Source organism: Brucella ciceri (assembly GCF_041930145.1).
In the GTDB taxonomy this organism is placed as follows: domain Bacteria; phylum Pseudomonadota; class Alphaproteobacteria; order Rhizobiales; family Rhizobiaceae; genus Brucella; species Brucella intermedia.
Genome location: NZ_JBHEEV010000002.1, coordinates 491654 through 514722, shown reverse-complemented (window position 1 = coordinate 514722; position 23069 = coordinate 491654). Strand labels below are relative to the sequence as shown.

Genomic DNA, 23069 nt, shown 5'->3' with positions numbered 1-23069 from the left:
TCTGATTCTGGAACAATGTCTTGCAACGGGTTCCTGAATCGGATCGCCAGCACGCTCTACCTTTTCGCGAACCTGCTGCGCAGCGCCTTGGCCATGCCCCAGAGACGCGGATTGCGCTTGAGGCTTCCGGCGACCGCGTTGCGGGCTGATTGCAGCGCCGTGAAAAACCTGCCCTTGGCTGATAGCGGCACCAGCGTGTCATAGATCGCAAGATCGATGTCGCACCATTCGCGCTTGTAGGGCTCGTCGCCAATGCCGAAACTGTAGACCGAATGGCCTTCACCGCAACTACGGCTGATATCCTCGAAGAAGAGGAATTCACCCGGACTTGCCGTCATCAGTTCATCTTGTGCGATTGCGCCGAACTCAACGGTCGGTCCTGCAACGCCGAACACCTTTCCGATGATCGAACGTATGGTCCCGCCCACCTCAAGAAAGCGCAATTCGTTCAACTGATGATCTTTCGTCAGGCCCGCGCAGAAAAAGACTTTGAAGAAATTGCGCACATTCTCGTCGGAGAATGGGTCGCTGATACCCATTTGCCGAAAACGCTGCGCCTTCATCGCGAAAAAGAGATCGAGAACCTTTTCTGACTCCGCAGGGCTTCGGGGTGCGTCAATTCTCCAGCCTCCGCTTTCCTCATAGCGGCGGTCGTGCTGGCGATGCTTTTTCAGCTTTCGCTTGCGATTGGCGCGATCAAGCACGGCATCGAAGCCGCCATTAAGAGAGACGGCGAGAACCGGATTTGGATTGGGCGCTTTTCCGAGAGCAAGCAGTGGGTTGACTGCACCCTGCATTTCAGAAAACTGGCGTGTCAGCGACAGTGCATCGATGTCCGGTCGCACCTTGCGGATGATGCCGAGTAGCTGATTGACTGCCTCGCGACCGGCAACGCCATCAAATTCCTTGCTGAGCCAGGGAAAATTGCAATTGGCGTGGCTTCCGCCGGGATAGCGCGCAATTTTTACACCCCTGTGGCTGACAGCTTCCAGCGGCACGAGCAGGATCGGCGTGGTTCCGTGAAAAAGCCCGACGACAAAACTGTCGGCATTGACGATGGCGCGCCAGTTATCGATCCATTCGAGCGATTGGGGCGCGCCGTGAACGGCCTCGGCATCTTTCCAGAGCCGCGCGATCTCGCTGAAATCCGTCAGAACGTGCGCTGCGACTTCACCCGCCATTGTCTGCAGCTTCCTCGGAGGGGATTAATGTTGTTTCTTGCGTGGTGGCTGCGCCATCCACCAGATGATGCCCATGGCTGGCAGAACCCACAGAATGCCGGTCACGAAGAAATAAAGGAGATGCACCCACGCGCTTGACTGGGCCAGATGCGCCACGGCGATAATGGTCGCGAATACCGCGTAGATGATAACCAGTGCAACCAGCAAAAAAGTGCCGATCAGTTTCTTCAGCCGAACGGGCATGGCGCAGTTCTCCTTTTCCCGTTTCTTCACTAACCGGTGAACGGTGACAGTGAAAGGGTAAAAACGCGGCGGCATGTCGCGTGACACCAACTTGTAACGGCTTCACCTATGCGGCATGTATCCTTCTCTTGTTATCGAAGGGTGAATGGCATGACGGCAGCAACGGCGCAGCGTGTAGGACAGGGCAGGTCATCGAAAGAGGACCGCGACCGTCGCCTCGTGCGTTATTGGCTTTATGCAGTTTTCGTCGTGCTGATTGCCATCGTCATGGTCGGCGGTGCCACACGCATGACGGGTTCTGGCCTTTCCATAACCGAATGGAAGCCCATTCACGGCGTCATTCCGCCGCTGAACCATGCCGAATGGGTGGAAGAGTTCGACAAGTATCGCCAGATTCCCCAGTATCAGCAGATCAACAAGGGCATGTCGCTGGAGGAATTCCAGTACATTTTCTGGTGGGAATGGGCGCATCGCCTGCTTGCGCGTTTTGTCGGGTTTCTGGTCGCCGTTCCGCTGGCCTTCTTCTGGGTGACGGGACGCCTCCGGGGTGGCCTCAAATACCGCATGCTGGGTCTGCTGGCGCTCGGCGGCCTGCAGGGCGCTATCGGCTGGTGGATGGTGGCCTCCGGCCTGAGCGAGCTGACGAGCGTCAGCCAGTATCGCCTGGCGATCCATCTGACGACGGCCTGCGTCATCATAACGGCGGTATTCTACATTGCGCGGGGCCTTGTCACCTATAGCGAACGACCGGCGGAACGGTCGGTCCAGCGCTTTGCGGGTTGGATCGTGTTCGCCGTGCTTGTGCAGATTTACCTGGGTGGGCTCGTGGCCGGGCTGCATGCCGGTCTGACCTATAACACATGGCCGCTGATGGATGGTGCTGTGGTGCCGTCGGATCTGTTCATCCAGTCGCCATGGTGGCGCAACCTGTTCGAGAACCCGAAAACGGTCCAGTTCGTGCACCGCGTGTTTGCCTATACGGTTCTTGTTCTGGCTGTGCTGCATTCGCTGCAGGTTTGGAATCAGGCTCCGGGCAGCACCCATGCGCGCCGCACCATTGTTCTCCTCGGTCTGATACTTGTGCAGGCTGTTATCGGTATTGCAACGCTTCTGATGAGCGTTCCGCTGCACCTGGGCCTGACGCATCAGTTCTTCGCGCTGATCGTTCTGGCGTTCGCGGTTGCGCACTGGCGCGCAACCAAGGGCGCTTACGAGGGGTAGCTGGTCCGACGCAATTGCCTGAGCGCGGAGGCGATCTTCAGTTCCCGCGCTTCATCCGCGTCGTTACCGTCTTCACGATGCCACGCGGCTGAGAGACAGCCATAGGCGAAGGCATAATCCAGAATATAGGCCGCATCTCGCCCGATGATCGGCGCGAAATGTTCGGCCATGCCCCGCGCACGTTCGAGATCCAGACAGAGATCGTCGCGATCGAGCGGATTGTAGAAGATGTTGGCCGCATCGAAGGCGGCGTCCCCAGCCACCCCGTGCGGATCGATGGCGAGCCAGCCGCGGGGTCCCTTGATGATGTTTTCATGGTGGATGTCGCCATGCAGCGGGATAGTTTCGTGTGGCGTGGCCAGCAAGCGCCTGGCGACCGCCGTGCCTTCTGCATAGAGCGGGCTTTCATCCGCCACCGCGAAAAGACCGGAAAAGTGTTTGTCGAGCGGTTGCAAGTCAACCGGTATCGGGGCGGGAGAGGGCGTATGCAGCGCGCTCAGCACCTCGCCGAAGATGAGCAGGCATTCGGCGTCGTTACCGCGCTTCAGGTGTTCATCGAGGTGGTAGTCGCCCGCATATTCGAGCAGCATCGACGCACCATCCAGGGCGTATAATCGCGCCGCACCATGCCCATTCTGCCAGGCAAGATAATGGGCTCCGCGCAATTCTTCCATTCCGGCCGGCTTCAATTGCTTGACGACAAAAACCTCGCCCGGATGATCGATGCGTTCGACCTTCCAGACGAGGCTTGAATGCTTATCCGCCAGTGGCTCGAACGAGCCGATATTCCATTCGACAGGAAACACCGGCTGCTTCGGCATCATGCCTTGCCGAGCATGAGGTTCATGTTCTGGACGGCGGCACCCGACGCGCCTTTGCCCAGATTGTCGAGCAGCGCCACGAGATTGACTTCTCCGTCGCCTACGGTGCCGAAGACGAAAAGCTTCATGCCATCCTTGCCCGCAAGCTCTTCCGCATCGACACGCGGAAGCTTCGCGCTTTCCTCAAGCGGCACGACTTCGACAATATCCTGACCGGCATAATGATCGGTCAGCGCAGCATGAATCTTTGCAAGCGACGGTGATCCTTCAAGTTCGCTCAGGAACAGGGGAACCTGTACGATCATGCCTTGCGGGAAGCGTCCCACGCTGGGTGAAAAGATCGGGCGGCGTTCCAGACGGCCATGCATTTGCAGTTCCGGCACGTGCTTATGCTTGAGCGGCAGGCCGTAAAGGAAATTGTTTGCCGCCAGATAGTCCAGATGGTCCTTGTCTTCCATCTGGGCGATCAGCTGCTTGCCGCCGCCGGTATAGCCGGAAACAGCATTGACGCTCACCGGGTAGTCGGCAGGCAGCAGGCCCGCATCGCGAAGCGGGCGAACAAGCGCAATCGCGCCGGTCGGGTAGCAACCCGGATTGGCGACGAGGCGCGCCTCGCTGATGCGTTCGCGCTGGCCTTTCGCCAGCTCGGCAAAACCATAGGCCCAGTCGGGGTGCACGCGATAAGCGGTCGACGTATCGATGATGCGGGTCGAGTTGTGACCTTCGAGCAGGGAAACCGCTTCCTTGGAGGCATCGTCCGGCAGGCAAAGGATCGCAATATCGGCAGCGCGCAGATAGTCGGCGCGCAAATCCTTGTTGCGCCGCTCGGCTTCCGGGATCGAGATCACTTCCAGATCGTCGCGCTCGGCCAGACGGGCGCGGATCTGCAGGCCGGTGGTGCCGTGTTCGCCATCGATGAAGATTTTCGGTTTCATGCGTTTTGCCTTTGAATTCAGAAAGTTACGACATTACGTGGAATCAGCGTTTGAGCTGTTTGAATCACTTTGTGAACAAGCGCCTCATCGTCGTTCTTTCCGTTCGGCCAGAAGGCCCAGATAGTACATTGCAATCGTCGCTCCCGCGATGGCTGTTATATCGGCATGATCATAGGCTGGTGCAACCTCGACCACATCAGCGCCCACGAAGTCAAGAGCTGCGAGCTTGCGCAGGACGGACAAAATCTTTGCCGATGACGGGCCACCAGCGACCGGCGTACCGGTTCCCGGCGCGAAGGCCGGATCAAGGCAGTCGATGTCGAAGGTGAGATAGGCCTTGGTGCCATTGGTGCGCTTCAGGATTTCATCGGCGATCGCCGCCGCCGACATGTCCTCCACCTCGTGGCCATAGATGATCTTGATGCCACAATCTTCCGGCGCGTGGGTGCGGATGCCGATCTGAATCGAGTGGTCGGGATCGATGATGCCATCGCGCACCGCACGGGCCACGAATGAACCGTGGTCGATCCGCTTGCCATCGTCGAACCATGTGTCCTGATGGGCATCGAACTGCACCAGCGCCAGCGGGCCATATTTTGCTGCATGGGCCTTGAGAAGTGGCCATGTGATGAAATGATCGCCGCCAAGTGTCAGCAGGAACGCATCGGATTTCAGAATTTTTGCCGCTTCGCGCTCGATAGTGGCGGGGGTCTTGTAGTGATTGCCGTAATCCAGCAGGCAGTCGCCATAGTCGATGACAGCGAGATTCTCGAAGAGGTCACGCTCGAACGGATATTGCGGGTCATTGTCGAAGATGGCCGAGGCCCGGCGGATCGCCTGTGGACCGAAGCGTGCGCCGGGCCGGTTGGAAACGGCGGCATCGAAGGGAATGCCCCAGACAACCGCTTCGGCTCCCTTGAGCGACTTCGTGTATATCCGCCGCATGAACGATAGCACGCCCGCATGGGTCGGGTCCGTGGCTGCGCTGGTCAGGCTGCGGGCAGTGATCGCGTGGTCGATGGTCTTTGCAGGCATGTCTGTCGTCCGGGATGATGGTCTGGCTTCTATAGCGTTTTCATTCGCTCTTGGCATCAAATCCATAGGCGCGCTCCACGCGTCCGATACGCACGCGATAGGCTTCATACCATTTCTGGCGCCCGAGTCTCTGCGCAACCAGATGGTCCACGTCGCGCTTCCACGCGCGGATGCTTTCTTCGTCGGCCCAGAAAGAATTGGTGATACCAAAGCCTTCCGCGTCGCGCGCGCTTTCAATACCGAGATAGCCGGGCTGTTTCGCCGCAAGTTCACCCATCTGAACTGCCATGTCGCCATAGCCATCGTCCTCGCCGCTGACACGCTGCGAAGCAAAGGTGACAATCAGGTAGGGCGGCTCCGGCGTGGCCGCGAAACGGTTTGATGCTACAGGCAGGGACATGGGGTTTATCCGCTAGTGAGTAGGGTCAGAGGTTCTTGGAATAGTCATGACTGCTATCGAACCGGCTTGCAACTGTGGCGAAGGCGCACTGCTACCTAACATCTTGAGGGCAAATAACAGCAATTGAGGTGCGGGAACCGTTAAGCGCTAATGGCTCTCATTTATGGAGGGACATCATGCGAAAAACGCTTCTTGCGATCTCGGCCATTCTTGTTTGTTCCGCTTCACTTGCGGGCTGTGCAACGAACCAACGCTCCGCCAGCTATCAATTGGAGCAGCAGAATGTAAGCGCAATCAACTGGATGCAACTGTCAGGCGAATATGACGCGCTGGCTTATCAGGCATTCAATGGCGCGCGTCGGGCCTTCGACGCAGCAAAACCGGCAAAGGGAAGAAAGAAGGCCGTAATCGTCGATCTCGACGAGACGATGATCGACAATACCGCCTATGCCGGATGGCGCGTCAGGCAGGGCGTACCCTTTACGGAGGAGGCATGGGCGCGCTGGATGGCCGCCGGGCAGGCACGTCCAATTGCGGGCGCTGTGGAGTTTGCAAGGCATGTGAACGCGAACGGCGGCACGATGTTCTACGTCACGAACCGCGATGCCCGGTCGTTTCAGTCTACCGCAGCCAACATTGAAAGGCTTGGCTTTCCGGGCGTGTCCGCAAAAACGCTTCTGCTGAACAGCGGTCAGTCCAACAAGCAGGAGCGTTTCGATAGTATCAAGGCTGAGGGATATGATGTCGTCATCTATATGGGGGACAATCTCAACGACTTCGGAGCTGCAACCTATCACAAGAACAACCAGCAGCGACGCGCATTCGTCGAAGCCAACCGGGAAGCATTCGGCACGAAGTTTTTCATGCTGCCCAATCCGAGCTACGGCGACTGGGTTTCAGGCATGGCGCAGGACTATTACAAACAGTCTCCGCAAAGGCAGCTTGAGATCAAACGCAAGTCCATCCGCAGTTGGGCAGGCTGAAATGCGGTGTGGAACGAAAACAAAAAAGCGGACCCGAAGGCCCGCTTTTCTGTAAATCCGAAGCGAAAAGATTATTAGCGCTTGGAGAACTGGAACGAACGGCGAGCCTTGGCCTTACCGTACTTCTTACGTTCGACAACGCGGCTGTCGCGGGTCAGGAAGCCACCCTTCTTGAGAACCGTGCGCAGGCCCGGCTCGTAGTAGGTGAGGGCCTTGGAGATGCCGTGACGAACGGCGCCGGCCTGACCGGAGAGACCGCCACCGGCAACGGTGGCAACGATGTCGAACTGACCAGCGCGATTCGAAGCGACGATCGGCTGCTGCAGGATCATCTGCAGAACCGGACGTGCGAAATACTTTTCGAATTCCTTGTCGTTGACGGTGATCTTGCCAGTGCCCGGCTTGACCCATACGCGTGCAACGGCGTCCTTGCGCTTGCCGGTGGCATAGGCGCGGCCCTGTGCGTCCAGCTTCTGGACATGAACCGGAGCGGCAGCTTCGGTCTTGGCAACGGTGCCGAGTTCTTCGAGCGAGTTGAGCTGCTCAGCCATGATTATGCATTCCCTTTGTTCTTGCGGTTCAGCGCTGCGACGTCGAGGACTTCCGGCTGCTGAGCTTCATGCTGATGGTTCGGGCCTGCATAAACGCGCAGGTTCTTCATCTGGCGACGGCCGAGTGGACCACGCGGGATCATGCGCTCGATTGCCTTCTCAAGAACGCGTTCCGGGAAACGGCCTTCGAGGATCTGGCGAGCAGTGCGCTCCTTGATGCCGCCCGGATGGCCGGTGTGCCAGTAATATTTCTTGTCGGCATACTTGTTGCCGGTCAGAACAACCTTGTCGGCATTGATGATGATGACATTGTCGCCATCGTCAACATGCGGGGTGAAGGTTGCTTTGTGCTTGCCACGCAGGCGATTGGCGACGAGCGATGCGAGACGGCCGACGACGAGACCTTCGGCGTCGATCAGCACCCACTTCTTCACCACTTCAGCCGGCTTCTGAGAGAAAGTTGCCATTGAAGTCTTCCTTGACTTGATCCCTGTCCTTGCGAACCGGGCTTTTTTTGTTGCTTGTGTTGGACTGATCCAACCCGAACGAGCGGGCAAAAGATCACTTCTGCTCGCTTCCGGCGGGTCGATATACAATGTTGACGCTTCCGTCAAGCCCTTTAATCCGAGCGCCCGTTTAAAAATTAAACAAAATCAATAAGTTATAGATTTGGTATTATAATACCATATAATTTTCCATCATTTTCAGCGCGGCGGGATCGAATAAGTGGCCGTCGCGTGGGCAACGAGTTCGCCGTTTGCAGCGTCGGTCAGGCTGATTTCGAGCACAGCGAGACGCTTCCCGAGTTTCAGGAGATGCGCCACGGCATCGATCGCTCCGGGAGATGGCTTGCGCAGGAAATTGATGTTCAGGCTGGTCGTCACCGCCAGGGCAACCGGACCAATATGGGCGAGTATGGCGGCATAGGCGGTTACGTCGGCTAGGGCAAAAAGCGAAGGGCCGGACACGGTGCCGCCCGGTCGCAGATGCTGCTCGTCGGCATGAAGGCGCATCGTTGCAGAACCATCGTCGATTGCCGTGATCTCGAATGTGTCGCCAAGCTGTGGGAACTCGCGTTTCATGAAAGCTTGCAGATCCCCGATTGTCATCACGGGGCCGACGCCTGTGCGATGCGTGGTATTGATATTCATGCGTTCCTCCCAACTTAAATACTCAATAAGGGGTGCATGTGCCTCTATGCAAGCACCGGCTCCAGCCATTCGAAGGGAACAGAGATGCAAAATCCTTCCGACGACCAGATTCGCGAAATTCTCCTTTCCGTCAGAACCATAGCGCTTCTCGGCGCTTCGCCGAAGCCGGAGCGCCCGAGCAATGGCGTCATGGAGTTCCTGCTTTCCAAGGGTTACCGCGTGATTCCGGTCAATCCGGGGCAGGCGGGCAAGGATATTCACGGCCAGCGCGTGGTGGCCCGGCTGGCGGATATCGATGAGCCGGTGGACATGATCGATGTCTTCCGCGAACCCTATTCGCTGCCGGGAATCGTCGATGAGGTGCTGGCCATGCAGCCGAGGCCGAAAATCCTGTGGACGCAGCTTGGTGTGGTGCACGAAGAAGCGGGAAACCGCGCCCGCGAAGCAGGTCTGACCGTGGTCATGGACCGTTGTCCAGCCATCGAATACCCCCGCCTGATCGCTGAATAGAAAGTTTTGGATTTAAATTCTGCGATTCCGCCATTTCGCGGAAAATCCGCCTTTGCTTTCCTGGCGGCAACGCCTAACGTCCTGTCATCATTGGGGCTTAGACGCTGGAGGAAATCATGTCGAAACGTTCGCCCGGAATTGAAACGCTGGCTGTCCACGCAGGCGCAAAGCCCGATCCAACGACGGGGGCGCGTGCAACGCCGATCTACCAGACCACATCTTTCGTGTTCGAGGACGCCGACCACGCGGCATCCCTGTTCGGCCTTCAGGCTTTCGGCAATATCTATACGCGCATCACCAACCCGACCACGGCGGTTCTGGAAGAACGCATTGCCGCGCTTGAAGGCGGTACGGCGGCGGTCGCGACCGCATCGGGCCATGCGGCACAGCTGCTCGTGTTCCACACGCTTCTGCGGCCGGGCGACAATTTCATCGCAGCACGGCAGCTCTATGGCGGCTCGATCAACCAGTTCGGCCAGTCGTTCAAGTCTTTCGACTGGCATGTGCGCTGGGCCGATGCTACCAATCCTACCGATTTCGCCAAGCAGATTGACGATCGGACCCGCGCCATCTTCATCGAAAGCTTCGCCAATCCGGGCGGTATTGTCGTGGATATCGAGGCGATTGCCGAAATCGCTCACAAGCACGGCCTGCCGCTGATCGTGGACAACACGCTCGCATCGCCCTATCTGGTGCGCCCGATCGAGCATGGCGCGGATATTGTGGTCCATTCGCTGACCAAGTTTATCGGCGGTCACGGCAATTCGATGGGCGGCATTCTGGTCGATGGCGGAACATTCGACTGGGCGAAGTCCGGCAATTACCCGCTGCTCACAGAACCGCGCCCAGACTATGCCGGCCTGGAACTGCACAAGACTTTCGGAAATATTTCCTTTGCTATCGCTGCCCGTGTTCTGGGCTTGCGGGATTTCGGGCCTGCCATTTCACCGTTCAATGCGTTCCAGATCCTGACGGGCGTGGAAACGCTGCCGCTGCGCATTCAGCGCCACAGCGACAACGCGTTGAAGGTTGCTTCCTGGCTGCACGGTCACGACAAGGTATCATGGGTCAATTATGCCGGATTGCCGCATGATAAATTCCACGCGCTCCAGCAGAAATACGCACCGAAGGGGGCCGGCTCGGTGTTCACTTTCGGCCTCAAGGGCGGATACGACGCTGGCGTGAAATTCGTCGACAGCCTCGACCTCTTCTCCCTGCTTGCCAATATTGGTGATACGCGCTCGCTGGTCATCCACCCGGCATCCACAACCCACCGTCAGCTGACCGACGAGCAGAAGGTGGCTGCGGGTGCGGGACCGGATGTGGTGCGCCTTTCCATCGGCATCGAGGATGCTGATGATATCATCGCCGATTTGGAACAGGCGCTGGCGAAGGTCTGATCGATGAGCCGGTTTCTCGATTTCAACCTTTCCGGCATCGAGCCGGAAGAAGGCGCTCCCCCACCGGAGCGCATTCTTTCAGGTAGCCCCGAATTCCGCACATGGAATTTGGAGGAGAACGCCGAAGGAACGCTTTTTGCAGGCATATGGGAGAGTACGCCGGGAAAATGGCGTATCGAATATGACGAATGGGAATTCTGCCACATTCTTTCCGGCCGCTCCATCGTCAGCGAGGAAGGCGGCGGGAGCCGGGAAGTCGGGGCCGGGGACAGTTTTGTCATCCGACCGGGCTTCAAGGGCAGCTGGGAGGTCATCGAGACTACCCGCAAGGAATATGTGATCAGGCTCTGACGCAAATGCCGCTATATCAAATAAAACACCCGCCGGATGTCGGCGGGTGTTTTGGTTGGTGGCATGCTGTCAGTTATGCGACTCGCGCCTGATCGGTCGGAAAACCGGAACCGTATTCGGTCCGGGCCGCTCTACGACAGGGGCTCCGGATGACGGACGTTCGGGCCGCGGCGGGCGAGGGCGGTCCGGCCTGTTGTAGCTTGGACGGTTCCTATCCCTGTCACGGTCGCGGTAACGATAACCGTCGCGATAGCGATAACCAGAATCCCGATAGTAACGCGGGTAACGACGATAATCGCGGTAATAGCCGCCGCTGTCATAAATGACCCCGGTGCCGATATAGCTGCCGCGCGAATAATAGGGATCGTAACCGTCGCCGTAATAGCCTTCGGACACGCAGCCGCTAAGCGTCAGACTGGCAGCGCCAATGCCAAGCGCCAGTAAAATGGATTTCAATGACATGTTCGCTACTCCGAAAGGCCGGGGTCAGCGCTGGAAACGCAATAACCACGCGGCGAACCACTATTTAGAGGGATTATGCGCGTTTCCATCTGAAGCCCATAATCAATAAAGATTGCAGAGCGTTAGCTTGGTCAGCTGCGATCAAGCCGCCGCAATAGGCCGTGAGTTATGCTCTACATATGTTCATTAAGCGCTTAGGCGTTTCAAAAGTTGCGGCTGAAACGGCAAAAGGTTGTACCAAACAAAACCGCCCCGAAGGGCGGTTGTATTTTATCCAATAGATAGCGCTTGCTTAGGGCTTGGGGGTGGTACCAGCATTCTCCACCTTCGTTGCGATATCATCGAACTTATCGTTAATTGCACCTCCGAGTGTTTGCGCTCCGACGATGATAACGACGGCGATGAGGCCAGCGATCAGTGCGTATTCAATGGCGGTTGCGCCGGATTCATTTTTACGAAAGCGTGCGATTAACTTGGTCATGTGTTGCTCCTGAGATCATTTTTGTTTGTTTAGCGGTCGTTGTGACCTGCGAGCAAACTATCCGGCAATTATGTTCACCCTCTTAAGTTGCATGGTAAACGGAAGGTGAGTATTGCATATGCTTAATAAAGTGCTGAATACAAAATGAAATTCGAAACTTCGCCATGAAGGACATTGGAGAATTGCTGAATGCAGGGTTGCAGATAGCAAAGAGCCCCGCTTGCGCGAGGCTCCATTCTGATGTGGTTGTAGTCCAGCTTACTGCGGCAGCTGAGCGCCAGCCTGCTTAACGGCATCGGCCATGGTCTGGCAGAGCTTTTCCTCCGAGATGTTCTGCGCTTTTGCGCTCGTGGCAATATCCTGCTCCATACCCATCGCGGAAACCTTGCCCTGCTTGCCGGTTGCTTCGGCAGCTTCGGCCTTGGACGTGTCGGCTGGGGCTGGGATAAGCGCGATCATTTTCGTCTGGATTTCGATGGCGCCGCCATCGGTATAACCCTTTTCCTGGCAGTACTGGAGAACGCCAAGCTGATTGCGGGCGGCATTATAGGCCATTTCCATCTGCTCCGGCGTTGCCTGAGCGAAAGCCGTGGCAAGGTTTGCGCCGAGGAAAAGACCGGCCAAAGAAACACGTAACAGATTGCGCATGATAATTCATCTCCATGAGTCAAATACACGTTGTGATAGAGCGAAATTTTTCGGCGAAGGAAACTCAAGAAAAATTAAATAGTGAAATGAAAAATAAAGAAAAATAATTCCTCGCTGAAGGCGTGAGCGTCATGAATATTTCATGGGGGCGTCATACGCCAGTCATTCCGCAGGTTGCATAAGATTTGCGATCAAACGGAAAGCACCGGGGACAAGTTGGTCGAGCTGGTGGTGCAATACAAGACTCGTATGCGTATGACGGCCTTTGCCAATTCGGGCCGAAACAAGTGAGCCATAAAGCGGTTGTTCTCCATCATCATGCATTGAAAGCAGCGGCTGATAAGCATCGTCCCATGCGGAAGCGAAATAAAGCCCGCGCTCCTTGTGCCAGCCATCCCAATCCGCTTCAGTGATGACATTGGGGCCGACGAGCAGTGGGTGTTCAGGCTTAAGAACTGTAACCGCCGCATCGGGATTTGTAACGCGCCAGCGCAACGAGGGGGAGCCAATCGTCAGTTTTCGCGGCGGCGTTTGGTCGGGATGCCAACCATCGGATGGCCGATGATAGAGCGTCACGAGATGCCCGCCATCTTCTACGAAGCGGTGCAGCCTGGCTGTCGCTGCTGCGAGGTCGTCGCGTATGCCGAAGGCAAATATTCCGACCACGATTGTGGTGAATTGTGAAAGATCGCCCGCAAGATGGTGCGCTTCGAGGTCGGTCATGTCGAAACCCATGCGTTTCAACCAAAGGTCGACATTGTCGGCACCGCCGCCAATGTAGCCAATGCGTGCATTGGGCAGTTTCACATCAAGAACCAGCACCGGCAGCACTGCAGGCTCGCGCCACACGGTTCTGCCAATATGCGGATAGTCGGTAAACTGCATCTGCCAGGCGGGGTTTTCGTTGATCGCAGCTTGGAGGTTTGTCAGGCCCGGTTTCGGAGCGGAAGGCCCATGCAGCACGGCGCTCTGACCGTTCAGGCTTATATTCCAGCCGTTTTGCGATGTGAAAGCAATCCGGTCAGCCTTTCCGTCGACAGCAAGCCTGACCCGCAAATGTTCTTCCCCTCCGGATACAATGACGGCAGGCGGATCGAACTTCAGTGAAGCGGGGGGAACAATAGCGAATGGCTCTTCGAGATCGAAGCCGCACTCCGCCAGATGGTCGTCAAACTGCGCCCTTAGCCGGACAAAAGCTTGCCCGTTACCGCCCAGCGACCGCCATGCAGGCTCGAAAAGCGGGGAAGGTGGCGCGTCTTCCATGAGCGAAACGGTGAAAATCTTTCGTTCCGAGGTTTGCTGCTTGCAGGCGATAGAACAGGTTTCAGGCAGGACAGGTTCAGCCATTATTGCGATTTCTGCCGCTCCGGGACCATGCTCGATGACGAGCCTTGTCTCATCCCCCGACGCCAATATCGGTTTTTCCAGATAAGCACGCTCGAATAGCGAAGCCGCTTCCATCAGGGCAGCATCTATTTCCTGCCGCTTGCGCTCCAGCCTGTGGCCATGCAGCAGGAGAAAACCGTCAGGTGCGCTGGTCAGGACTGTTTTCAGACTTTTCGCCGCATCGGCAAGGTTTTTGATGATGGCTTCACGATCCGGAAACGCTGCAATGGCCTGTTCGACGGATTCATGAACATGAACAAGCTGCTTCCGATTTTCAAATGCCAGCCCATCGGCGAGAACGGCGAGGGTCTCCTGTAGTCCCTCAAGAATTGTCTTTTCCGAACGGCTATCCGGCAGTCTCAGATGCAGTGGCCATTCGACCTTTGGCTTTTCCGGCCATTGACCCATGCCTTGAGTGGCGTGGCAGGCACGCGACCACTCCCCAATGCGGTCAAAATCCGCGCCCGTTGCCTCTTCCCGGCCACTGGCATAAAGCGTCAATGTTGCGTCCGGCGGCGGAAGTTCGTCATCATATGTATCGCCACCGCCTGACCATGCAGGAAGATAGAATTTCGCTACCTGCCACGGCGTCAGCCCCTCAGCAAAATGTTCAGGAAAGGCATCGGGATCGGCGGCGAGCCGTATAGCCCGTTCGGCGGCCCGGGTCATGGCGCGATGGTGACCGTGCTGGCCGGGAACATCGAGAAAGGTAGGCAGCACGATATCCGGGCGCTCGGCGCGATAGGCGCGAACCAGCCGCTCGATGGTCTGCTCCTCTCCCCAATGGGCAAAGGTACCGTCACCATCCTTGGAAAAGCCGAAATCGTGGACGCAATCGTCAGGCCCGTGGCCAAGCCAATGCACGTCGCAATCGAGAATGCGCGCCGCTTCCTCAATCTCGCGGCCGCGGATGACGCCGAGCGCACCGCCGCGTTCAGGGCCGAGCGCGTTCTGTCCGCCTTCGCCCCGCGTCGAACAGGCGATCACCACCCGCACACCAAGTCCGAACCGCAAATAGGCCATGAGGCCGCTTTGCTCGTCGTCCGGATGCGCGCCCGTATGCATCAGCGTCACGGTGGAGCGGAGCCTGCCGAGCGCCCGATGCAGGCGGACGAGGGCGGGGGACGATTTCTGGCGCTCAATGCGCTGGTGGGCGGTCAGCATGATCAGACTTCCGAATTGGTATCGAGCTTCGGCGTCATGGCCTCGAACATCGGAAGGGACGCGGCACCCAGAGCAGCGGTAAACTGTCCCGTCTGTCCGCGAATGACGCGCGGCAATGCGCGGGCGCGGCGGCTCGCGACCGAAATCGGCAGGCCGCCCATATGCCAGATCAGGTCGTCGATAATCGCATCGGGCAACATGCCGCCCAATATGATCGTCTCGGGATCGAGGATATTTTCGATCATGGCGATCATTGGCGCCAGATGGTCGGCAGCCTCCTGCACCCAGCCCATCAGAACCGGATTGCGGGCTTCGTGCAGTTTCTGGAGTGCGTCGAAATCGGTTTCCCCGATGCCCGACGCATGAAGCTTTTCACGCAGGGCATGAAGCGAGGCATAGGTTTCAAGACAGCCCTTCTGGCCGCAGGCGCAGCCACGCCCATTGGGCGTAATGACGATATGGCCGATTTCGCCGGCATTGCCGAAAGCACCGCGAAATGGTGCACCTTCCTGGATCATGCCGAGCCCGATACCGGCCCCGAAATAGATCATGGCGAAGTTGGAAATGGCATGCCCCGCACCGAACAGGCGTTCGCCAACGGCGGCGGCATTGGCATCGTTTTCGACCAGGACGGATTCTCCGCAGGCTTCACTCAAAACCGCCGCCGCGTCGATTCCGGACCAGCCGGGCAGGGTGGTCGGTCCAACCGAACTCATGCCTTCAATGTCGAAAGGCCCCGGCATCACCACGCCTATGCCGAGGAGGCGCGCCGGAAACGAAGTCTTTACTGCATCGACTTCCTTTCGCAACTGCGCGGAAAGCTTGTCGGGGCTGACATCATGGATCGGGCGTACATGCTGCGTTCTTGGCTTGCCGGAAAGATCGAGGGCAGTCGTTACCATATGCGTCGATCCCATTTCGACGCCGATGGTCATCGCGCCTTCAGGATTGACCGCGAACTGGATCGGCGGCTGGCCGCGCCCTGTTTTCAGCCGCCCGAGCTGCATCAACAGGTTCTCTGAAACCAGTTCGTCGACGATATTGGCGATGGCCTGTGCGGTGAGGTGGGTCAGGCGGGCGATGTGCATACGGCCAAGCGGCCCATGCCGGCGCACGACGTCAAGCACCACGCGCCGGTTATGATCGCGGATTCGTTCGGGATTCTTGCCGAGGGTAACCGCAAGCGCCCCGTTTGCAGCGGTCGCAGATGCGGTGACCGGTTCGCCGTCCGATTTCGATGTCATGGTCCCTCCTGTCTCCCGTCAGAGAGATATCGCGGGCTGTTTCTAACAGCAATATATTAATTCAACTAAATTATCTTATTGACAAAACGCTCGCAACATTGAACCGTAAGAGAGGGTGGTGAAGACTGCTCTTGTTCATGTGGGGAAGTGGGTCCCTGCGTGAGGAAAATGGGCGCTGCGCACGACCTGCGCGGCATGTGGTGGAATAAGCGGATGATGCCAGGCATCTCCGTGGCCGTGCCTGGGACCGCATTCGTACCGGTGGGCGGGGCAATAGGGAGGTTTAAATGCGCAAGCTGTTATTGGCAGGTCTGGTTGCGGGGCTCAGCACCGTTGCAATCAATGCCGCACAGGCTGTCGAAATCGAATATTGGCAGTATGTCTTTGAGACACGCGTCAAGGCGATGGACAAGCTGATCGAGAATTTCGAAAAGGCCAATCCGGATATCAAGGTCAAGCAGGTCACGTTCCCTTACGACGATTATCAGACGCGCGTTATCGCAGCCAAGATGGCCGGTAAGAGCCCGGACGTGATGCAGCTCTTCTATGGCTGGCTCGACAAGTTCGTGGCTGGCGGCATTCTGCAGCCGCTGCCGCAGGATGCGTTCCCGCATGACAAGATCGAAAGCGAATTCTTCCCGATCGTTTCGGCGATGAAGCGCGGCGACGAATATTACGGTCTGCCGACCGCCGTGCGTTCGCTGGCGCTTTTCTACAACAAGAAGCTCTTCACCGAAGCTGGTCTCGATCCGAACAATCCGCCCAAGACGCTGGATGAAATGGTCGAAGCCGCCAAGAAGACGACGAAGCGCGACGCTTCCGGCAATCTTCTGGCCGAAGGCATCACGCTCGACATGCCGGGACAGGACCAGCATTGGTGGCGTGAGGTTCTGGTGCGCCAGTTCGGCGGTCAGCCTTACACCGACAACGACCGTAAGGTCGCCTATAATGACGCTGCCGGTGAAAAGGCGCTTGCCTTCTATACCGGTCTCCAGACCGAACATAAGGTCGGCGAAGTCAAGTTCATGGACGAAGGGCAGGCGGCTTTCCGTGCCGGCATGGCAGCCATGACCATCGACGGCACCTTCCGTCTCGGTTCGTTCCGCACCATCAAGGACTTCGAATGGGGTGTGACCGAGCTTCCGGCCAATGCGGAAGGCGTGCGCTCCAACTATGCCAGCTACTTCGCCAACGGCATCAGCGCCAAGGCAAGCGGTGAGAAACTCGAAGCTGCCAAGAAGTTCCTGAATTACATCTCCTCGCCGGAAGCCATGGAAATCTGGCTGAAGGACGTGGGTGAACTGCCTGCGCGCCGTTCGGCGGCCCTGACGGAAACGAACCTTGCCGATCCGATCTACGGTCCGTTCCTGAAAGGTCTGGAATATGCGCACACGACCATGTTCGTGGACGAACTGAAGCAGCGCCAGACTGCGGTCGACATGGCCAACCGCGTCATTCTGGAAAAGCAGCCGGTCAAGGAATCTCTCGAACAGGCCGCCAAGACCGAGCAGGAAGTGCTCGACGCAGCCAAGTAACAGGCTTTGAAATTGCGGCGAGGTACGGCCTCGCCGCAACCGAAGGATCTTGAAACATGACAACGACTGTAGCCGGGACGACTGCAACAGGCGGCACGGCGAAGGAGCCTTCGGGCAACCGCCTGACGGATCGCCTTTCCATGCGCACAAGACGGTTGATCTGGGTCTGGAGCTTTCTGGCTCTCCCGATCCTGTTCTATTCGGTCATCCGCTTTTACCCGACGATAGAGGCTTTCTGGCTGTCGCTTACCGATTGGGATCTGATGAACCCGCCAAAGTTCATCGGCTTCGCCAATTACCAGAAGCTTTTTGCCGATCCCGAATTCTGGAAAGTGTTCCGGAACACCTTCACCTATCTTCTGGTCGGCACACCGATCAGCCTCGTGGTGGCGTTTACGATCGCTTATTTTCTGGATCGTGTGCGCATCATGCACGGCTTTATCCGTGCTCTCTATTTCCTGCCTTATCTCACAACGGCGGCTGCCATGGCATGGGTCTGGCGCTGGTTCTACCAGCCTGCGCCTATCGGTTTCATCAATAATATCCTGAATGCACTGGGCCTTCCGCAGCAGGGTTTCCTGCGCTCGGTCGATCAGGGTCTCTATGCGATCATGGCGACGTCCATCTGGGCCGGCCTCGGTTTCCAGATCATCATCTTCATGGCGGGCCTGCGCGCTGTTCCTAACACTTTCTATGAAGCCGCACGCATCGACGGCCTCGGCGAATGGGCGATCCTGCGCAAGATCACGATCCCGCTTTTGAAGCCCACTACGGTATTCCTCGTCGTCTTCTCGTCCATCGGCTTCCTGCGCATCTTCGATCAGGTCTACAACATGACCACGAATGATCCAGGCGGGCCGCTCGGCTCCACCAAGCCGCTGGTGCTGATGATCTATCAGACCGCCTTCTCCTCCTATGCGATGGGCTATGCGGCTGCGCAAACCGTCGTTCTCTTCACCATCCTGCTTTGCGTCTCGCTGTTGCAGCTCTGGATCCTGAGGGAAAAGAAATGACAGCGTCCGCTCAAAACAAACCGCTCCCGTTCCAGAACCTGCGGCCCGGTCGCATCGTGACATGGACATTGCTGCTTATCGGCGGCCTCATCATGATCACGCCGCTGGCCTTCATGTTCTCCACCTCGCTCAAGACGGCAGGGCAGGTCTACGACCTGCGCCTGATACCGGCAGAGCCGACATTGCAGAACTATGTCACCATTCTCGCCGATGGCCGCTTCCTCCGCTGGTTCCTGAATTCGATGATCGTTGCAGTCGTGGTCACGCTGTCGAACGTGTTCTTCGACAGTCTCGTCGGCTATACGCTGGCGAAATTCCAGTTCCGCGGACGCTATTTCATCTTCCTCGCCATTTTGTCCACGCTGATGATCCCCACCGAAATGCTGGTGATCCCCTGGTATCTCATGTCGAGCAAGCTCGGCTGGCTGGACAGCTACTGGGGCATCATGTTCCCCGGCATGATGACGGCCTTCGGCACCTTCCTTATGAAGCAGTTCTTTGAAGGCGTTCCCAACGACTTTCTGGAAGCTGCCCGCGTCGATGGTCTCAACGAATTCCAGATATGGTGGAAAGTGGCCATGCCGCTTGTGACGCCTGCGCTCTCGGCGCTCGCAATCTTCACCTTCCTCGGCAACTGGACCGCATTCTTCTGGCCGCTGATCGTTGCCACCAGTCCGGAGCTTTACACGCTGCCGGTCGGGCTTTCGAGCTTCGCCGTCGAGCAGTCCATCCAATGGGAAATGATCATGACCGGCGCAGCCATCGCCACGCTTCCCACGCTCGTCGTCTTTCTTCTTCTCCAGCGTTACATCGTGCGCGGTGTCATGCTTGCTGGCCTCAAGGGTTGAACATGTCCGATCTTGATCCACGGCTGTCCGATAAAAGCGTCTTTCCCGATCCGGTTTACAAGAAAACCGTGCTTCGCCCGCTTTTTGACGGCGCCAAGACCCACCATGTCGATGGCTTTCGCCGCATCGACCGCGCCCATCTCGTCATGCTGGTTGAAACCGGCATTCTCGACCGCGAACAGGCTGCAGCCATTGCCGGTGCGCTGGAAGCAATCGACAGGGAAATCGATCCTGCGAAACTGACTTATACCGGTGAGGTGGAGGACTTTTTCTTCCTCATCGAGAAGGAGCTGAAAGCGCGGATCGGCGCCGATATTGCAGGCCGCCTTCACACGGCGCGTTCGCGCAACGATATCGACCATACGCTGTTCAAGCTCGGCCTGAAAGCCCGTATCGATACGTTGATGGCGCAGGCGCGCAACCTGCTGGATGCAATGATTGAAGCCGCGGAACGCGAAAAGCAGACACTGATCGTCGCCTATACGCACGGCCAGCCTGCGCAGCCATCGACTTTCGGCCATTATCTTTCGGCGGCAATCGAGGTTCTCATTCGCGATATGGAACGAATGGAAGCTGCGCGCGCCATCGTCAACATGTCGCCCATGGGGGCGGCGGCCATCACCACCTCAGGCTTCCCGATCGATCGCGCACAGGTCGCTGGCCTGCTGGGCTTTGCCGCCCCCTTGTCCAATTCCTATAGCTGCATCGCAGCGGTGGATTACATCACCTCGACCTACTCGGCGCTGGAACTGATGTTCGTCCATCTCGGGCGTCTCATTCAGGACTTCCAGTTCTGGACCAGTTTCGAGGTCGGCCAGATTTATGTGCCGAATGCCTTCGTGCAGATTTCATCGATCATGCCGCAGAAACGCAATCCGGTTCCGGTGGAACATATGCGCCATCTGGCAAGCCAGACCATGGGCCGCGCCCGCACTGTTCTGGATGTGATGCACAACACGCCCTTCACAGACATGAACGACAGTGAAGGCGAAACGCAGCAGATGGGCTATGAGGCATTCGCTTCCGCAGGCCGCGTGCTCGAACTTCTGGCCGCTTTCATCGGTGCGATCCGCATCGATCCGGCCCGTGTCGCGGAAAACATCCGCCGTTCCTGCATCACGATCACCGAACTGGCGGACTCACTGGTCCGTATCGAAAACCTCTCTTTCCGCCAGGCGCATGAAATCGCGGCCAAGGTTGCTCGCTCTGTCGTGTCGATGGGCGGCGGGCTGGAAAAGGATGGTTTCGAACCTTTCCTTGAAGCATTCCGCGAATCCGCCGGACGCGAGCCATCCTTCGGGCGTGAGAAGTTTGAAGAACTGGTGTCGCCGCAGCATTTCGTGGCTGTGCGTGATCGTCTCGGCGGTCCGGCACCGGCCGCGATGAATGCAGCGCTTGCGCGGCATAAGGCGGAAGCAGATCGCTTCAAGGCGGTGGCTTACGATCATGCAGCCGCAGAGGCCAAGGCTGCTCGCGAACTCAATGAAAAATTCAGTGCACTTGTGGAGGCACGCTGATGGCAACCATCGAACTTGAAAAGCTGGTCAAGCGTTATGGCAAGGTCGAGGCGGTCCGGGCAATCGATCTCCAGATCAAGGACGGCGAATTCGTCGTTTTTGTCGGGCCTTCAGGCTGTGGCAAGTCCACCACCTTGCGCATGATTGCAGGGCTTGAGGATATTTCTGGCGGTCATCTCAAGATCGGCGGTGAAGTCGTCAATGAACGTGACCCCAAACAACGCAACATCGCCATGGTGTTCCAGAACTATGCGATCTATCCGCATATGACCGTGCGCCAGAACATCGGTTTCGGGCTCTACACGTCGAAGCTGTCTAAAGCCGAGAAGGACAAGCGCATTGAGGAAACCGGCAAGGCGCTGGGGCTGGAACCCTATCTCGACCGTCGCCCGGCAGCGTTGTCCGGTGGCCAGCGCCAGCGCGTCGCCATCGGCCGCGCCATGGTGCGCAATCCGTCGGCCTTCCTGTTCGATGAGCCGCTGTCGAATCTCGATGCCCAGCTTCGCGCCCAAATGCGCATTGAAATCAAGCGCTTGCATCAGCGCCTCAAGACGACGACCGTTTATGTGACCCACGATCAGGTCGAGGCCATGACCATGGCCGACCGCATCGTCGTCATGCGGGATGGCCGTATTCTTCAGACCGGCACACCGACAGAGCTTTATGAAAACCCGACCGATGTGTTTACGGCACGCTTCATCGGCAGCCCGTCGATGAACCTGATTGCCGGCCGCCGAAGCGGTGCGGGCGTCGAACTTGCACCCGATGGCGACATTCTGATCGGCGTTCGCCCGCACGACCTCAAAGTCGAGGAGGGAACGGCCAATGGCCTGTCGCTTACCGGTACGGTGACGGCGGTTGAGCCGCTTGGTGCGGAAACGCTCGTGCATCTCGATGTCAACGGCGTTTCGGTCATTGCAACGGCGCCGGGCAAGGTCATTCCCGCAACGGGCGGCACGCTTTCCGTGTCTGCGCCAGCCGGAAGCCTTTATCTCTTCGATGCCAGGACCGAGAAGAGCCTGGGCCGCCTATGATGCCGCAACAGTTCAGGCGTCCGGCTGTCCTCAGCATCGGACGGATTTATTGCGACCTCATCTTCACCGGGCTGCAATCGCTGCCGCAGCCGGGACGCGAGGTCTTTGCAGAAAACATGAAGATGGCGGCGGGAGGCGGTGCTTTCATTTCCGCGGCGCATCTCGCCCATGCGGGAAGGGCGGTTGCGCTGGTTGCGCGGCTTGGCTTCGACGGACTGTCACGCGGGCTTGAGCCGGATCTGAAGATCGACGGTGTCGATCTGCGCTTTCTGGAGCGGGCCGACGATGCCGGGCCGCAGGTGACGGTGGCAAGCGTGATCGGCAATGACCGCGCATTTCTGTCGCGCCGCGCCGGTTCGGCGCTTCCCACAACCCTTTCTGCTGCCTTGCAATGGAAGGATGCAGGGCATTTGCATATTGCTGAATTTGCAACGCTGCACGAAATCCCTGACCTCGTGCGGCAGGCAAAGGCGGCGGGTCTGTCCGTCTCGCTCGACCCAAGTTGGGACGATGCGCGGATCCATGATCCAAGCCTGCTTGCCGCCTGTGAAGGCGTCGATATCTTCCTGCCAAACCGCGAGGAAGCGCAGGCCATCACCGGCTACGATGACCCCGCAAAGGCGCTCGATGCGCTGGCGGTCCATTTCCCGGTCGTCGCTCTCAAGGGGGGCGGCGAGGGCGCGTGGCTGCGCACTGCTGATTCCAATATTCATATGGCGGCAAAGGATGTGCCGGTTGTCGATACGACCGGGGCCGGCGATGCCTTCAATGCCGGTTTCATCGATTCCTGGCTCGAAGGTCACGATGTTCATCGTGCACTCGCTGCCGGTATCGAATATGGAAGCCTTGCAGTGCAGGCGGCGGGCGGCGCTTCCATCCTGCGTTCGCCTGACCGTCTGGCGGGATAAAATTCGGGGCGGCGGCTGAATGCTTGCCGCCCCCGACAATTTGTTTT

General features: G+C 57.9%; 25 protein-coding genes. 11 read left to right on the top strand and 14 right to left on the bottom strand.

Annotated elements, in window-relative coordinates; translation table 11 throughout:
* Nucleotides 1-56 precede the first annotated feature (56 nt).
* Together JNC63_RS05665 and JNC63_RS05660 are read right to left on the bottom strand one after the other, a co-directional pair.
* Nucleotides 57-1181, bottom strand: coding sequence for a GNAT family N-acetyltransferase (locus JNC63_RS05665; protein ID WP_006466511.1), 1125 nt, complete (start codon nt 1179-1181; stop codon nt 57-59).
* 24 nt (nt 1182-1205) lie between these two features.
* Complete coding sequence (locus JNC63_RS05660; RefSeq protein WP_021587765.1) at nt 1206-1424, bottom strand: DUF2842 domain-containing protein; 219 nt, start codon at nt 1422-1424, stop codon at nt 1206-1208.
* A gap of 150 nt (nt 1425-1574) precedes the next feature.
* On the opposite strand from JNC63_RS05660, the gene JNC63_RS05655 reads away from it, so the two are divergent.
* Nucleotides 1575-2645, top strand: coding sequence for a COX15/CtaA family protein (locus JNC63_RS05655; protein WP_025091385.1), 1071 nt, complete (start codon nt 1575-1577; stop codon nt 2643-2645).
* On the opposite strand, the gene JNC63_RS05650 is transcribed toward JNC63_RS05655, so the two are convergent.
* The 4 genes from JNC63_RS05650 to JNC63_RS05635 all read right to left on the bottom strand — a co-directional run bounded on the left by JNC63_RS05650 (nt 2633) and on the right by JNC63_RS05635 (nt 5836).
* Nucleotides 2633-3466, bottom strand: a complete 834-nt coding sequence (locus JNC63_RS05650) for an aminoglycoside phosphotransferase family protein (RefSeq protein ID WP_039852513.1) — start codon at nt 3464-3466, stop codon at nt 2633-2635. The genes JNC63_RS05655 and JNC63_RS05650 overlap by 13 nt on opposite strands.
* Nucleotides 3466-4401, bottom strand: a complete 936-nt coding sequence (gene argC / locus JNC63_RS05645; RefSeq protein ID WP_006466515.1) for an N-acetyl-gamma-glutamyl-phosphate reductase — start codon at nt 4399-4401, stop codon at nt 3466-3468. The genes JNC63_RS05650 and argC overlap by 1 nt, the downstream gene beginning before the upstream one ends.
* Before the next feature lie 84 nt (nt 4402-4485).
* On the bottom strand, nt 4486-5436 hold the full coding sequence (gene speB, locus JNC63_RS05640; protein ID WP_006466516.1) for an agmatinase: 951 nt from the start codon (nt 5434-5436) through the stop codon (nt 4486-4488).
* A gap of 40 nt (nt 5437-5476) precedes the next feature.
* The gene (locus JNC63_RS05635) at nt 5477-5836 is read right to left on the bottom strand and encodes an antibiotic biosynthesis monooxygenase family protein (RefSeq protein ID WP_006466517.1); all 360 of its coding nucleotides are present in this window, start codon (nt 5834-5836) and stop codon (nt 5477-5479) included.
* 176 nt (nt 5837-6012) lie between these two features.
* Between JNC63_RS05635 and JNC63_RS05630 the strand changes: the two genes are divergently transcribed.
* Complete coding sequence (locus tag JNC63_RS05630) at nt 6013-6819, top strand: 5'-nucleotidase, lipoprotein e(P4) family (RefSeq protein WP_025091388.1); 807 nt, start codon at nt 6013-6015, stop codon at nt 6817-6819.
* Nucleotides 6820-6893: 74 nt separating this feature from the next.
* On the opposite strand, the gene rpsI is transcribed toward JNC63_RS05630, so the two are convergent.
* From rpsI to JNC63_RS05615, 3 genes are all read right to left on the bottom strand, one after another.
* Entirely contained in the window at nt 6894-7370 is a 477-nt protein-coding gene (gene rpsI, locus JNC63_RS05625) for a 30S ribosomal protein S9 (protein ID WP_006466519.1), read from the bottom strand.
* A gap of 2 nt (nt 7371-7372) precedes the next feature.
* The gene (gene rplM / locus JNC63_RS05620; protein ID WP_006472812.1) at nt 7373-7837 is read right to left on the bottom strand and encodes a 50S ribosomal protein L13; all 465 of its coding nucleotides are present in this window, start codon (nt 7835-7837) and stop codon (nt 7373-7375) included.
* Nucleotides 7838-8074: 237 nt separating this feature from the next.
* Nucleotides 8075-8521: a PaaI family thioesterase gene (locus tag JNC63_RS05615; RefSeq protein WP_025091389.1), complete on the bottom strand. Its 447-nt coding sequence runs from the start codon at nt 8519-8521 to the stop codon at nt 8075-8077.
* A gap of 84 nt (nt 8522-8605) precedes the next feature.
* On the opposite strand from JNC63_RS05615, the gene JNC63_RS05610 reads away from it, so the two are divergent.
* The 3 genes from JNC63_RS05610 (at nt 8606) to JNC63_RS05600 (ending at nt 10782) form a co-directional block, all read left to right on the top strand.
* The gene (locus JNC63_RS05610) at nt 8606-9031 is read left to right on the top strand and encodes a CoA-binding protein (protein WP_025091390.1); all 426 of its coding nucleotides are present in this window, start codon (nt 8606-8608) and stop codon (nt 9029-9031) included.
* A 116-nt stretch (nt 9032-9147) separates the two neighbouring features.
* Nucleotides 9148-10431 carry an O-acetylhomoserine aminocarboxypropyltransferase gene (locus JNC63_RS05605; RefSeq protein WP_006466523.1) on the top strand — a complete coding sequence of 428 codons (1284 nt, stop codon included), beginning with the start codon at nt 9148-9150 and terminating at the stop codon, nt 10429-10431.
* Nucleotides 10432-10434: 3 nt separating this feature from the next.
* Nucleotides 10435-10782 carry a cupin domain-containing protein gene (locus JNC63_RS05600; protein WP_006466524.1) on the top strand — a complete coding sequence of 116 codons (348 nt, stop codon included), beginning with the start codon at nt 10435-10437 and terminating at the stop codon, nt 10780-10782.
* Between the two features lie 69 nt (nt 10783-10851).
* Here the strand turns inward: JNC63_RS05600 and JNC63_RS05595 are convergent, their stop codons facing one another.
* The 5 genes from JNC63_RS05595 to JNC63_RS05575 all read right to left on the bottom strand — a co-directional run bounded on the left by JNC63_RS05595 (nt 10852) and on the right by JNC63_RS05575 (nt 16167).
* Entirely contained in the window at nt 10852-11244 is a 393-nt protein-coding gene (locus tag JNC63_RS05595; RefSeq protein ID WP_006466525.1) for a hypothetical protein, read from the bottom strand.
* 292 nt (nt 11245-11536) lie between these two features.
* A complete protein-coding gene (locus JNC63_RS05590) occupies nt 11537-11725 on the bottom strand; it encodes a Flp family type IVb pilin (RefSeq protein ID WP_006466526.1) in 189 nt (62 codons plus the stop codon).
* Nucleotides 11726-11983: 258 nt separating this feature from the next.
* Nucleotides 11984-12373: a pore-forming ESAT-6 family protein gene (locus JNC63_RS05585; protein ID WP_006466527.1), complete on the bottom strand. Its 390-nt coding sequence runs from the start codon at nt 12371-12373 to the stop codon at nt 11984-11986.
* A 162-nt stretch (nt 12374-12535) separates the two neighbouring features.
* A complete protein-coding gene (locus JNC63_RS05580) occupies nt 12536-14923 on the bottom strand; it encodes a PIG-L family deacetylase (protein WP_006466528.1) in 2388 nt (795 codons plus the stop codon).
* A 2-nt stretch (nt 14924-14925) separates the two neighbouring features.
* Nucleotides 14926-16167, bottom strand: a complete 1242-nt coding sequence (locus JNC63_RS05575; RefSeq protein WP_006466529.1) for an ROK family protein — start codon at nt 16165-16167, stop codon at nt 14926-14928.
* Nucleotides 16168-16454: 287 nt separating this feature from the next.
* Between JNC63_RS05575 and JNC63_RS05570 the strand changes: the two genes are divergently transcribed.
* The 6 genes from JNC63_RS05570 to JNC63_RS05545 all read left to right on the top strand — a co-directional run bounded on the left by JNC63_RS05570 (nt 16455) and on the right by JNC63_RS05545 (nt 23022).
* Complete coding sequence (locus JNC63_RS05570) at nt 16455-17702, top strand: sugar ABC transporter substrate-binding protein (RefSeq protein WP_006466530.1); 1248 nt, start codon at nt 16455-16457, stop codon at nt 17700-17702.
* Between the two features lie 140 nt (nt 17703-17842).
* On the top strand, nt 17843-18715 hold the full coding sequence (locus JNC63_RS05565) for a carbohydrate ABC transporter permease (RefSeq protein ID WP_036565766.1): 873 nt from the start codon (nt 17843-17845) through the stop codon (nt 18713-18715).
* Nucleotides 18712-19563, top strand: a complete 852-nt coding sequence (locus tag JNC63_RS05560; RefSeq protein ID WP_006472820.1) for a carbohydrate ABC transporter permease — start codon at nt 18712-18714, stop codon at nt 19561-19563. The genes JNC63_RS05565 and JNC63_RS05560 overlap by 4 nt, the downstream gene beginning before the upstream one ends.
* Before the next feature lie 2 nt (nt 19564-19565).
* On the top strand, nt 19566-21080 hold the full coding sequence (gene argH / locus JNC63_RS05555; RefSeq protein WP_006472821.1) for an argininosuccinate lyase: 1515 nt from the start codon (nt 19566-19568) through the stop codon (nt 21078-21080).
* Entirely contained in the window at nt 21080-22114 is a 1035-nt protein-coding gene (locus JNC63_RS05550) for an ABC transporter ATP-binding protein (protein ID WP_006466534.1), read from the top strand. The genes argH and JNC63_RS05550 overlap by 1 nt, the downstream gene beginning before the upstream one ends.
* Entirely contained in the window at nt 22111-23022 is a 912-nt protein-coding gene (locus tag JNC63_RS05545; protein WP_006466535.1) for a carbohydrate kinase family protein, read from the top strand. The genes JNC63_RS05550 and JNC63_RS05545 overlap by 4 nt, the downstream gene beginning before the upstream one ends.
* Nucleotides 23023-23069: the final 47 nt, after the last annotated feature.